Genomic DNA, 12,997 nt, shown 5'->3' with positions numbered 1-12,997 from the left:
TTTATTGTTGACGCCCAACACGTCAATGCTTAAGGGTGAAATGCTAATCTGAGAGTCGTCCGATTTTGCAATCGATGCAAAATTTGACAAAGTAATTGATTTTGATAATCCATTATCAGATTCTTATCGAACGAGAGTGACATTCACATATGTGGGCGGGTTGGTGGGTAACTATTGATCAAAGTATTCACAAGCCCTGCGTGCTCCGCATCGGGAGCCATTTTTTTCTTCACACGCTGCGTGCGTTCAAAAAAAGAGGACCCTGGTTACCCGGGGTCAAGCCATGGCTGCTGGCGGCAGAGAGTCCTGCGCGATTTACCCGCCCACGCCCTTGCCCAGCGACAGTATTTCGCTCGCATGGACGATGGCCTGGGCAATCTCCTCCACCGAGCTGCGCCGGCTCATGGCCTGGGCACGGATCATGTCGTAGGCCTGGTCTTCGTTGATCTGGTGGGTTTGCATGAGGATGGCCTTGGCTTCGGCCACGCGGCGCTGGCCCAGCAGCTTGGCCTGGAGCTTGGCGATGCGCTGCTGCTGCTGGCGTGATTCCTTGTGGTTTCTGCGCGCCAGCACCAGGGTGGACAGCAGGCCGAAGGAGCGGATGGGCGAGGGCAGGATGGCTTGCACCTGCAGCTCCAGCACGGTGGAGACGATGGTGGGGTTCTCGTAGTTGACCACGGCGATGGCGGTGGGCGGGCTCTCACCCTCGCCTTGGGTCCAGGTGTAGTTCAACTGCAGGTGATCGGGGCGCACGGCCAGGAAGACCACGTCCGTGCCCTCGGGCAGGCTGGGCTGGGGCGGCCAGATGGCCTGGACCTGGCAGCCTATGCGCTGCAGCTGCTGGGCCAGCAGGCGGCCGTCCGCGTCGTCGGGGTGGACGACGGCAATGCGCAGCTGGCGCAGTTCCTTCAGTTGGGGCGAGGTGGCACGCAGCAGCGGCTTTCTTTCCAGCAGTGGCCGGCCTGTGGCCGCGCTGCCTGCGTCCTTGTTCGGGGCGGCATCCACGCTCAGTTCTCCAGGGCACCGAGGCTGGCGGTCCAGTCGCCCAGGGAGTGGGTGACCAGGTAGGGGTCGGGCGAGACGGCCCGGGTGGCCTGGCGCACGATGGTGAAGCCGCCCTGTGCATTGGCGCGGCCCACGCGCGGGTGCAGCCAGGTGTGGTGGTTGTCGGGGTCCAGCCGGATGCGGCCCTGGGGCGCGTCGAATTCGCTGCCCAGCAGATGGGGCAGCAGCTCGCCTATGCGGTCACTGCCGGCCTGGCGGAATGCGTTGGCGAACAGGTGCATCTGAAAGTAGGCGGCCTCCCAGCACAGGTTGGGCCGGCAGTCGTCGCCCAGGCGCTGGCGCAGCCGGGCCAGGCAGCGCGCGTTGGCGGGCGAATCGATGGACTGGAAGTAGGGCGCGGCCGTGAAGTGGCCGGCCGCCACATCGGCGCCCATCTGGGCGATCTCGGCCTCGGAGGTGGTGAGGCTGGCAATCGGCATGGTCTGCGGGCTGAAACCCGCATCGGCATAGGCGCGGTAGAGGCTGGCAGTGGAATCGCCGACCACGGTGGAGAAGATGAAGTCCGGCTGCCTGGCGCGAATGTCCTGCATGATGGCCGCGTAGTCGCGCTCGGTGGCGTCCAGCGGCAGGTAGTGTTCACCGAGCTTGTCGCTGCCCGGGTGCTGCATGACCAGCTCGCCCATGATGCGGTTGGACTCATAGGGATAGATGTAGTCCGAGCCGATGAGGTAGACCCGCGCGCCGAAGCTGCTGGTCATGTAGTCGGCCAGTTGCACGCTGTTCTGGTTGGGCGCGGCGCCCGTGTAGATGACATTGCCCGAGAACTCGAAGCCTTCGTAGAGCGTGGGATAGAACAGCAGCTTGTTCCATTTCTCGACGATGGGGATGACCGCCTTGCGGCTGCTGGACATGTAGCAGCCGAAGATGACGTTGATGCCGTCGCGCACGATGAGTTGCTCGGCCAGGGCCGCATAGCGGGCCGGCGTGGAGGCCGGGTCGTAGCGCACGGCGACCAGTTCACGCCCCAGCAGGCCGCCCGCCTCGTTGATTTCGTCAATGGCCAGCTGCGCGCCCTGCAGCTGGGACTGGCCGATGGTCGATGTGGTGCCGGTGGCCGAGTAAAGAATGCCGACTCTGACGGGGTCGTTCATGGGTTCCTTCTGTGCCAGGTGCTGGCGTGCGTTCTTTGCATGCTTCAGGTTAATCGAGATTGGCGTGGCCGGTGCCCGTGGTCAGCGGCCGGCTGCGAGCCTTGCGCCCATCTGGGACAGCCGCCTTGGCAGATGCCGCGCGTCGTCGGCAATGCCGTAGTTGCGCCCGCCAAAGATATGGCGCACATAGCTGTCTGCCTGGCTGTCCACGGCCAGGCAACTGATGCGTATGTCTGCGGCGCGGGCCTGCTGCACGGCGTGGCGCGCGTCTTCGATCAGGTAGCGATCGTCATGCACGTCGATGTCGGCGGGTGCGCCGTCGGTGATCACCAGCAGATGGCGCTGGCCAGCAGGCTCCGCTGCCAGCAGGCTGCTGGCGTGGCGCAGGGCGGCGCCCAGGCGGGTGGAATGGCGGCCCTGCAGTGCCTGCAACCGGGTGACCGCTGCTGCGGCAAAGGGTTGGCCGAAGTCCAGCAGGCGCAGGTAGCGGACTTCGGCGCGCGTGTTGGACGAGAAGGCGTGGATGGCCAGGCGGTCCACGCCGGTCCTGTGGCCTGCGCGCGATTCGGCCAGCATGAGGGCCGCCTGTTTCTCCAGCTCCAGCAATCTGGCGCCGTGGGGGCCGGGCGTGTTGACCGATTCGGAAGCGTCCATCAGCACCAGCACGCTGGTGGGGCGCGGGCCTTTGCCGGCCCGCATGAAAAGGCGGGGCTCAGGGCGCAGGTTCAGGCGGCGGTCCACCTGGACCTCGATGGCGGCATTGAAGTCCAGGTCATCGCCTTCCCACTGGCGGCGCAGGCGCTGGCGCCGGTCCAGCTGGCGTGCGGGTGGCAGCGGCAGGGGCGGCAGTGTCTGTCTGCCGGCCTGGGAGCCTTTCCCGGCCAAAGCCTCGGCCTGCCATGCGGGCAGGGTGTCGATGACGGTGCACCAGTCCGTCTTCAGGCGCTCCGACCTGCGGTCCCATTCGGGATAGCTGTGGCGCGACAGTTCCCGGCCTGGGTCCAGGTCCAGCGACGGGCCTTCCTGTGCATCGGACTGCTGTCCTGCGCCGGCCGATGGAGGAGGGGCCGCGCGCGCAGCGGTCTGCTGCAGCGCGAGTGTGTCTTCCTCGCCCTGGGGCGACTCCGGATGCTGCCAGAGATAGCTGTTGTCATCACGGTAGATGCTGGGCACGGCATGGTGCTGCGGGTCCATGCGCACGCGCATCTGGCCCAGATCGTTGGCCAGGATGGACGCAATGGCCCGGAATGCGGCGTAGTCCTCCAGCCCGTGGCGCGTGGCGGTGTTCTCGAACAGGTCACGGGCCTTGTGGATCCAGTGGTTGCCGTCCATACGGCCTGGCCACAGCAGCATGCGGTCCAGCCGGGCCATGAAGGCGGCAAAGCCCAGGTCGGATGGGTCGGGCTCGGGCGCGATGCAGGCCTCGAACCAGCGGCGCACGCCGGGGTGCTGCAGGCACAGCAGCCGCTCCACGCGCGCATCTTCCAGCGCGCCCACCACGGCCTGGCCCATGGGCTTGAGGGCGCTGCTGTCCTGGCGGGCGGGCGAGAAGCGCAGATGGGCTGCGGCATGGGCCATCGTTGCTGCGTACAGGTGTGCCTGCATGGGCAAGTTGGCGGGAACCAGCAGCCGGGCAGGCTGGCTGATCAGCACGGCGCGCGGAGGCAGGGCGTGGGCCTGGCCGGGCGCCGGGGCACTGGCCGGCATCCTGGCCAGCGCCTGCACGGCGACAGGCCGGCGCGCCAGGCCGCTGGCCAGCAGGCCCAGCGTGTGCAGCAGACGGGGCTCTTCGGGCAAGGCAACGGAGACGATGGCCATGGCGCGCGGCCCTCAGGCGCCGAACTCTGCTTCGACCAGCTGGCGCAGCGCGGCGGCCGTGTCGGGGTCGTCGGTCAGGGCGCTGGTGATGGTCATGTCGCAGCTGTCGTGCACCGAGACGCCGTCGCGCATCAGCAGGCCCGCGTAGATCAGCATGCGGGTGGAGGCGCCTTCGTCAAGGCCCCGGTGGCGCAGTTCGCGCGTGCTGCGCGCCAGGCTGACCAGGCTGTGAGCGGTGGCTGGGGCAATGCCGGTCTCGTGGGCCACGATGTCCGCCTCGATCTCGGGCGCCGGGTAGTCGAAGTCCAGCGCCGCGAAGCGCTGTCGGGTCGATGGCTTCATGTCCTTGGCGCTGCTCTGGTAGCCGGGGTTGTAGGAAACCACCAGCTGGAAGTCGGGGTGCGCGTGGACCACCTCGCCCTTCTTGTCCAGCGGCAGGGCGCGGCGCGCGTCGGTCAGCGGGTGGATGACGACCGTGGTGTCCTGGCGGGCCTCCACCACTTCGTCCAGGTAGCAGATGCCGCCGTGGCGCACGGCCAGGGTCAGCGGGCCGTCGTGCCAGGCCGTGCCGTCGGCATCCAGCAGGTAGCGGCCCACCAGGTCGGAGGCCGTCATGTCCTCGTTGCAGGCCAGCGTGACCAGGGGGCGCTTGAGCGCCCACGCCATGTATTCCACAAAGCGCGTCTTGCCGCAGCCCGTGGGGCCCTTGAGGATGAGCGGCATGCGGTGCTGGTAGGCCTGGCGGTACAGCTGCACTTCGCGGCCCGAGGGGCGGTAGAAGGGTTCTTCCTCAATGCGGTAGGCCGCCAGCGGGTCGGCGGCCTGGCTGGCAGGAGCGGGCACCGGGCCTGTGGTTGTTGTCGTGCTCATCTTCACTCTTCACCTTTCCGTGTTCATGGGCGAGCGTGCCCCCGGGCCTGCAGGCCCGGAGGCAGGACGCTGTCAGCGGTGCTTGGGCCCCTCGTGCGGAATGCCTTCGATGGGGCATTCGGGCGTGCCTACGGTGGTGCGTGTGAAGGACTCCACCATCTCGCGCGTGCCCTCGGGGTCGTTGACCCACTGGCTGTAGAAGTTGTAGGGGCAGGCGGCCACGCCCTTGTCCCCGTCGCCGGAGTTGATGGTGCCGGTGTAGCCGCGGTGCACCAGCTTGAACAGATGGTTCTGCGACTGGCCGTTCTTGCGCGCATCGCGGATCAGGTGCTTGGACAACTCGGCGTACTGGATGCCCATTTCCTCCTCGCCGGTCTCGCCCAGGGTGCGGCCGTCGAAGCCGATGATGGCCGAGTGCCCGAAGTACGAGTACACGCCGTCGAAGCCCGCCGCATTGGCCACGGCCACGTAGCAGTTGTTCATGAAGGCCATGGCCTTGGAGACCATGATCTGCTGCTCCTTGGCCGGGTACATGTAGCCCTGGCAGCGCACGACGAGCTCGGCGCCGCGCATGGCGCAGTCGCGCCAGATCTCGGGGTAGTTGCCGTCGTCGCAGATGATGAGGCTGATCTTCAGGCCCTTGGGGCCTTCGCTCACATAGGTGCAGTCGCCCGGGTACCAGCCCTCAATGGGCACCCAGGGCATGATCTTGCGGTACTTCTGCACGATCTCACCCTGGTTGTTCATGAGGATGAGGGTGTTGTATGGCGCCTTGTTGGGATGCTCCTCATGGCGCTCGCCCGTCAGCGAGAACACGCCCCAGACGTTGGCCCTGCGGCAGGCGTCTGCGAAGATTTCGGTCTCTTCGCCCGGGATGGCGCTGGCCGTGTCGTACATCTCCTTGGCGTCGTACATGATGCCGTGCGTGGAGTACTCGGGAAAGATCACCAGGTCCATGCCCGGCAGGCCGCGCTTCATGCCCACCAGCATGTCCGCGATCTTGCGGCAGTTGTCCAGCACCTCGGCCTTGGTGTGCAGGCGCGGCATCTTGTAGTTGACCACCGCCACGCCGACGCAATCGTTGCTGCTGGAAATATCTCCGTGTCTCATGCTGCTGCTCCTGAAGGGGTTGAGGGGGCGGCGTGCGGCATCGCTGCCCCATCGATTCCCGGCCAACAAAAAAAGGCCCGAACCGCTCCGGGTCAGGGAGCGGTTCGGGCCTTGTTGCCCGACATCGGCGCTGGCAGCTTTGGCAGCGGATGTCGTCTTGTCGGTGATGCGGGAATGAATCGGGGCGATGCCTTATCGCCGTGCATGCATTGTTGCCATGCACCCGCCCCGCGCATATACGTCATATGCCGGTTGTGGCGGGCGCGATGCCGTGGTATTTTCCGCGCGCGCTCTGCGCCCTGGTCCCTCAGAAGGACCCGAACATGGTGCCGAGCGTGATCACCAGCACCAGGGCCAGCAGTGGCGCGCCAATGGTCATGATGGCGATGTTGCCGTACGACTGGCGGTGCGTGAGGCCGCAGATGGACAGCAGCGTGATGATGGCGCCGCTGTGCGGCAGGGTGTCGAAGCAGCCGGCCGCCATCACGGCCACGCGGTGCAGCAGCTCGGGGCTGATGCCCAGTTGCGCGGCCATGGCCAGGTAGTCCTTGCCCAGCGTGGACAGCGCAATCGACAGGCCGCCCGACGACGACCCCGTGATGCCAGCCAGCACGTTCATGGCTACGGCCTCGGAGATCAGCGGGTTGTGAGGTGCGACGTTGAGCACGGCCTCGCGGATGATGGCAAAGCCCGCCAGCCCCGCGATGACCGCGCCGTAGCCCACTTCCGAGGCGGTGTTGAAGATGGGCAGCATGGAGCCCAGCACGCCCTTGTTCACCGACTCCTTGAGATTGCGCCAGCGGCCCAGGCCCAGCAGCACCAGTGCGGCGCAGGCCACGGCCAGGGCCATGATCAGCGCCCACAGGCCCGTCTGCTTGGCAGGGTCCACCGCAGGAAAGCGCTCCTTCAGAAAGCCGAAATCCATCTGCGGGAACACGCCGTAGGTCAGCAGCGCGTTGACCGCGATCACCAGCACCAGCGGCAGCAGGGCCAGCAGCAGCGGCAGGTCCCGGCGGCTGTGCAGGGCGGGATCGCTTTCTTCATGCAGCCCCTGCTCGACGGCATCGTCATGGTCGCCGTAGCCTTCGCCCGCCACACGTGCCTTGGCCGCGCGCGACTGCAGCCACCACAGGCCCAGGGCCAGCATGGTCATGCCGCCGATGATGCCAAGGCCCGGCGCCGCGAACACATTGGTGCCGTAGTAGGGAATGGGAATGGCGTTCTGGATGGACGGCGTGCCCGGCAGCGCCGTCATGGTGAAGGTGAACGAGCCCAGCGCGATGGTGGGCGGTATCAGCCGCTTGGGCACATGGGCCGCGCGGAACAGCGACTTGGCAATCGGATAGATGGCAAAGGCCACCACGAACAGCGACACGCCGCCATAGGTGAGCACGGCGCAGGCCAGAACCACCGTGAGGATGGCGTGCTTCTCGCCCAGCACGCGCATGATCCAGTGCGATATCGCGGTGGCCGCGCCCGAGTCCGCCATCAACTGGCCGAACAGCGCGCCCAGCAGGAACACGGGGAAGAACTGCAGCATGTAGTTGCCCAGGGCGCCCATGAAGGTGCTGGTGTACAGCGGCAGCATGTGGCCCAGGTCGCCGGACAGCAGCACAGCCACGGCGGCCATCAGGGGGGCCAGCAGCAGCACGGAGATGCCTCGGTAGGCCAGGAACATCAGTCCCGCCAATGAAATCACGATTGCCAGGGTACTCAAATCGTCTCCAGTCCAGTGGTTCTAGTCAAAAAGACAGAATAAATGCGGATGGGTGACAATTTGGCGTAATTGGCGTGCTTTGTAGATGATTTGGCGCAATATATCGCCACGTTTACCCGGCCTGTGCGCCGCTGCGCGACTGCAGCCGCAGTCTCAGGGGCGTGGATGGCCGCAGCGTGACCTGCAGCACAGGGCGAGGGGCGCCGGCACCTTTGGGCACGCTCAGCCGAAGGCGCTGCAGCACCATGGCTGCCACCACCGTCATCTCCGTGCTGGCCAGGTGCTGGCCCAGGCATACGCGCGGGCCGGTACCGAAGGGCATCCAGCTGCCGCGCGGCGCGGCAGGGGCGCCGTCCTTGTCGGCATCGGCGAAACGCTGCGGCTGAAAGGCATCGGGTTGCGGGAACCAGCGCGCATCGCGTTGCATGAGGCCGGGCGCAATCATGAACAGGGTTCGCGCGGGCAGGCGCCACGGACCCAGCTGCACAGGCCGTGTGCAACGCCGGCTGATGAGCACGGGCGCGGCCGGGTACAGGCGCATGGCTTCCTGAAGGCTCCAGCCCAACTGGCGCAGCGCCGGCAGGTCCTGCGCCGTGGGCGTGCGGCCCTGCAGCTGTGCATGGATCTCGTCAGCCACCTGCTGCTGCGCCTCGGGATGGGTGGCCATGCACCAGGACCACCAGGTCAGGCTGCTGGCCACGGTTTCGTGACCTGCCAGAAAGGCCGTCATGCACTCATCGCGCACGGCCTGCAGCGTCCAGGCCTGGGCGTCGCCCCGGTGCAGGCGCAGCAGGCGGCTGAGCAGATCCTCGGGCCAGTCTGCCTCGGCCTGCGCCAGCCGGAGCCGGGCCTGCCGGTCGATGAAGCCGCGCAGCCAGGCAAGCGCCCGGCGCTTGCGGCGCTTCCAGGGCATGGCATCGGGCCAGCGCAGGGGCCAGTAGAACTCGCTGTTGGCGGCATGGCTGACTTCGCGGATGGCCTGCTCCGCGGAGCGCGCATCCTCGCCGATGGCGCCGGAGAACATCAGCCGCATGATCACATCCATGGCCAGGGCGGTCAGCGCCTGTTCCATGGGAAAGTCCTCGGACTGCTGCGGCCAGGTCTGGAGCGCGGCCTGCGCGGCTGCGGCCAGGGCCGGTATCTGGGCCTGCACGGCCTTGGGGGAGAAGGCCGGCAACAGGGCCTGCCGCTTGCTGCGCCAGGGCTGGCCTTCGCTGACCAGCACGCTGTGGCCGTGCAGCTGGGCAAAGACCGAGATGCCGTGCTCCCAGCGCACCAGCGCATCGTGCTGGCCGACCAGCAGCTCGCGCACCAGTTCGGGATCCGTGACGACGACCTGGTGCTCTGGCCAGATGCGCAGATGGATGGCATCGCCGTGCTCGCTACGCCATTGCGCCAGCGTACCCAGCAGGTCGCGCGACATGCGGCGCAGCAGGCCCCAGCCCATGAGCCCCGGGGCCGGGCCGGGTGGCCAGGCCGTGGAGGCCGTCTGCTCGGAGTGCTCGGTTTGCGCCGGTTGCGCGGGTTGCGTGGCGAAGGGGCAGGAGGCCGCATTCGACGGCGCCGGTGTGCAGGTATCTTGCGTGGAATTCGGGCGGTTCATGTTCCCATGCTCGCTGGTCAAGCCGCCCGTGGTCTTGAACGAAAGCGTCACGGGATCGGCGGGCGGCAAGGCCTACACTGCGCCATCCAAGGATGCCGTCGTGATGCCCGAAGCCGAGCCCGAAACCGAAGCCTGTGTGCCCAGCGCCTTTGCTGCCTGTCCCCCTCTGCATGCCAGGGCCGCGCGCTGGGCAGGCCAGGGGCGGCAGCCGCACTCCATGCTGTATCCCGCGCCAGCGGGGCTGCATGGTGCGGTGGTGGCCGTCGTCTGCCGCGATACGCGGGGCGTGGTCCTGGACGATGCGCAGCGGCTGTCGCATTTTCCCGCCACCCCCATGGTCTGCCTGTCCTGGTACCAGGACATGGCTGCAGGCGTGGTGGGCGTGCAGGGCTGCGAGCCCTTTGAGGCATCCGTCATGCTTTCGGGCAGCCAGACCACGCCCACGGCCAGCTGGGCCAGCGGGCCGGGCCGTGGCGGCATGGTCTGCCTGCACCTGGATGCCGCGCTGCAGCTGTTCGGCCCCGGCGTGCTGCAGGCGCAGGATGGCTTTGTCGCGGCATCCGGGGTGCTGGGGCCGTCCTGGTCCGCGCTGAGCCAGGCCCTGCTGCATGCGCAGGACGATGCCGGCACCCTGGACGCGTTGCAGCGCCACCTGGCGCCGCGCTGGCGCGAAGCCCGGGGGAGCGCCCTGCAGGTGCTGCCCTCATTGCGCGAGCATGGGCGCCACTGGGTGGCCTGGCTGGGGATGCAGGCGCTGCAATGGCAAAGAACGCTGGGCGCGCGCCAGGTGGAGCGGCGCATCAAGCAGTTCAGCGGCCGCTCCCTGCGGCAATGGCAAGGCATGGTGCGCACGGAAAGCCTGTTCCATGCGGCGCGGCGCCACCATGAACAGGGACAGGCGCTGGACTGGGCCGCGCTGGCGCTGGACGAGGGCTTCTCCGACCAGGCTCATATGTGCCGCGCCGTGCGCCAGATCACGGGGTTTTCGCCGGGGGAGTTTGCGCGGCGCTTCGAGCACGATGAATCGTTCTGGATGTATCGGCTCTGGGTTTGACCCGGGGGTCTGCTCCGCTTGCGTGTCCGTCACGCTACAGCATTTTTTGCATGGTAGAAAACGCGGGGGCTGCAAGCCGTTTCCCTGTGAAAACAGGTCCTGAATGCCGCTGTAAAACCCTAAGTCTTCTACAAGACTTAAAAAATGTGGCGGGTTCCGCTTAGAATTTTGTATTGTGGGATCGCATTGCAGAAAACGCCGGGGCAGCATGCTGGCGCGACGGGGCATTGCGTGACGGTCCTACTGCCTCAGGCTGCACCGGCCCCGTTTCCCCTAGCGGATGCCCGGTTCGACGGCCTGCGGCGCGACCCCTACCTTTTCACTACCTGAGACAAGAGATGAGCACGCAGCAACCCACCATCATCTACACCCTGACCGATGAGGCTCCGCGCCTTGCCACCAGTGCCTTCCTGCCTGTGGTGCGCGCCTTTGCCGCACCCGTCGGCGTGAATGTCGAGACCGCCGACATCTCCGTGGCCCACCGCATCCTGGGTGAGTTCTCCGAATTCCTGGCCGAAGACCAGCGCGTGGCCCACACCTTGTCCGAGCTCGGCAAGAAGACGCTGGAGCCCGATGTCAACATCATCAAGCTGCCCAACATCAGCGCCTCGGTGGCCCAGCTGACGGCTGCCATCAAGGAGCTGCAGGGCAAGGGCTACGCACTGCCCGACTACCCCGAGAATCCGACCAACGACCAGGAAAAGGACATCAAGGCACGCTACGGCAAGTGCCTGGGCTCGGCCGTGAACCCCGTGCTGCGCGAGGGCAACTCCGACCGCCGCGCTCCTGCCGCCGTCAAGAACTACGCCAAGAAGCACCCCCACTCCATGGGCGAGTGGAAGCAGTGGTCGCAAACCCATGTCTCGCACATGGAGCACGGCGACTTCTACCACGGCGAAAAGTCGATCACGCTGGACGCCGCACGCGACGTCAAGATGGAGCTGACCACCACGAGCGGCAAGACCGTGGTGCTCAAGTCCAAGGTGGCCCTGAAGGCCGGCGAGATCATCGACTCCATGTTCATGAGCAAGAAGGCGCTGTGCGACTTCTATGAAAAGGAACTGGACGACTGCCGCGACGCCGGCATCCTGTTCTCGCTGCACGTCAAGGCCACGATGATGAAGGTCTCGCACCCCATCGTGTTCGGCCACTGCGTGAGGATCTACTACAAGGAAGCCTTCGAGAAGCACGGCAAGCTGTTCGACGAGCTGGGCGTGAACGTCAACAACGGCATGTCCACGCTGTACGAGAAGATCGAGACGCTGCCCGCCTCGCTGCGCGAAGAGATCATCCGTGACCTGCACGCCTGCCAGGAACACCGTCCCGCGCTGGCCATGGTGGACTCGGCCAAGGGCATCACCAACTTCCACTCGCCCAACGACGTGATCGTTGACGCGTCCATGCCCGCCATGATCCGCCAGGGCGGCAAGATGTGGGGCGCCGACGGCAAGCCCTACGACTGCAAGGCCGTGATGCCTGAGTCCACCTTTGCCCGCATCTACCAGGAGATGATCAACTTCTGCAAGTGGCACGGCAACTTCGACCCCAAGACCATGGGCACCGTGCCCAACGTGGGCCTGATGGCGCAAAAGGCCGAAGAGTACGGCTCGCACGACAAGACCTTCGAGATCGAGGAAGACGGCGTTGCCAACATCGTCGATCTGGCCACCGGCGAAGTGCTGATGAGCCAGAACGTGGAGCAGGGCGACATCTGGCGCATGTGCCAGGTCAAGGACGCTCCCATCCGCGACTGGGTCAAGCTGGCCGTCACGCGTGCCCGCAACTCCGGCATGCCTGCCGTGTTCTGGCTGGACCCCTATCGTCCGCACGAGGCCGAGCTGATCAAGAAGGTCAACACCTACCTGAAGGACTACGACACCACGGGCCTGGAAATCCACATCCTGTCTCAGGTCCGCGCCATGCGCTACACGCTGGAGCGCGTGGCCCGCGGCCTGGACACCATCTCGGTGACCGGCAACATCCTGCGTGACTACCTGACCGACCTGTTCCCCATCATGGAACTGGGCACCTCGGCCAAGATGCTGTCCATCGTGCCCCTGATGGCCGGCGGCGGCATGTACGAAACGGGCGCTGGCGGCTCGGCTCCCAAGCACGTGCAGCAGCTGGTGGAAGAAAACCACCTGCGCTGGGATTCGCTGGGCGAGTTCCTGGCACTGGCCGTGTCGCTGGAAGACCTGGGCATCAAGAACGACAACGCCCGCGCCAAGCTGCTGGCCAAGACCCTGGATGAAGCCACGGGCAAGCTGCTGGACGAAGACAAGTCGCCTTCGCGCCGCACCGGCGAGCTGGACAACCGTGGCAGCCAGTTCTACATCGCCCTGTACTGGGCACAGGCCCTGGCGGCGCAGACGGAAGATGCCGAACTGGCTTCCAAGTTCGCTTCGCTGGCCAAGCAACTGGCCGACAACGAGTCCAAGATCATCGAAGAGCTGCGCGCCGTGCAGGGCAAGGCCGTGGACATCGGTGGCTACTACATGCCCGATGTGGCCAAGATGGATGCCGTGATGCGCCCCAGCGCCACGTTCAACGCAGCCATCGACGCGCTGCTGTAAGCCGCTGCGCCGGGGCCGGGCCCCGGCAGGCTTCAGCCATGACCGGCCGACCCGCAGGGGCGGCCGGTTTTTTCATGCCTGCAACGGCAGGAAAGA

9 protein-coding genes are annotated in these 12,997 nt (G+C 66.3%); 2 read left to right on the top strand and 7 right to left on the bottom strand.

What is annotated here, in order from left to right; translation table 11 throughout:
- Positions 1-315 precede the first annotated feature (315 nt).
- From INR38_RS22625 to INR38_RS22595, 7 genes are all read right to left on the bottom strand, one after another.
- Positions 316-1,005 carry an ANTAR domain-containing protein gene (locus INR38_RS22625; RefSeq protein ID WP_207443491.1) on the bottom strand — a complete coding sequence of 230 codons (690 nt, stop codon included), beginning with the start codon at positions 1,003-1,005 and terminating at the stop codon, positions 316-318.
- A gap of 2 nt (positions 1,006-1,007) precedes the next feature.
- Complete coding sequence (locus INR38_RS22620) at positions 1,008-2,156, bottom strand: transporter substrate-binding domain-containing protein (RefSeq protein ID WP_207443490.1); 1,149 nt, start codon at positions 2,154-2,156, stop codon at positions 1,008-1,010.
- Positions 2,157-2,237: 81 nt separating this feature from the next.
- Complete coding sequence (locus INR38_RS22615; RefSeq protein ID WP_207443489.1) at positions 2,238-3,974, bottom strand: VWA domain-containing protein; 1,737 nt, start codon at positions 3,972-3,974, stop codon at positions 2,238-2,240.
- Positions 3,975-3,986: 12 nt separating this feature from the next.
- Positions 3,987-4,844, bottom strand: coding sequence for a CbbQ/NirQ/NorQ/GpvN family protein (locus INR38_RS22610; RefSeq protein ID WP_207443488.1), 858 nt, complete (start codon positions 4,842-4,844; stop codon positions 3,987-3,989).
- A gap of 72 nt (positions 4,845-4,916) precedes the next feature.
- Complete coding sequence (locus tag INR38_RS22605; protein WP_207443487.1) at positions 4,917-5,954, bottom strand: aliphatic amidase; 1,038 nt, start codon at positions 5,952-5,954, stop codon at positions 4,917-4,919.
- Between the two features lie 307 nt (positions 5,955-6,261).
- A complete protein-coding gene (locus INR38_RS22600) occupies positions 6,262-7,671 on the bottom strand; it encodes a GntP family permease (protein ID WP_034393326.1) in 1,410 nt (469 codons plus the stop codon).
- A gap of 112 nt (positions 7,672-7,783) precedes the next feature.
- Entirely contained in the window at positions 7,784-9,274 is a 1,491-nt protein-coding gene (locus INR38_RS22595) for a cytochrome P450 (protein ID WP_207443486.1), read from the bottom strand.
- Between INR38_RS22595 and INR38_RS22590 the strand changes: the two genes are divergently transcribed.
- Positions 9,273-10,328, top strand: a complete 1,056-nt coding sequence (locus INR38_RS22590; protein ID WP_242699158.1) for a helix-turn-helix domain-containing protein — start codon at positions 9,273-9,275, stop codon at positions 10,326-10,328. The two genes, INR38_RS22595 and INR38_RS22590, sit on opposite strands and share 2 nt — an antisense overlap.
- Before the next feature lie 338 nt (positions 10,329-10,666).
- Positions 10,667-12,901 carry an NADP-dependent isocitrate dehydrogenase gene (locus INR38_RS22585; RefSeq protein WP_207443485.1) on the top strand — a complete coding sequence of 745 codons (2,235 nt, stop codon included), beginning with the start codon at positions 10,667-10,669 and terminating at the stop codon, positions 12,899-12,901.
- The last annotated feature ends 96 nt before the right edge of the window (positions 12,902-12,997 follow it).

The sequence above is a fragment of the Delftia sp. SD018 genome, assembly GCF_017355445.1.
Taxonomy (GTDB): domain Bacteria; phylum Pseudomonadota; class Gammaproteobacteria; order Burkholderiales; family Burkholderiaceae_C; genus Comamonas; species Comamonas acidovorans.
This window is presented reverse-complemented; position numbering and strand designations above follow the sequence as displayed.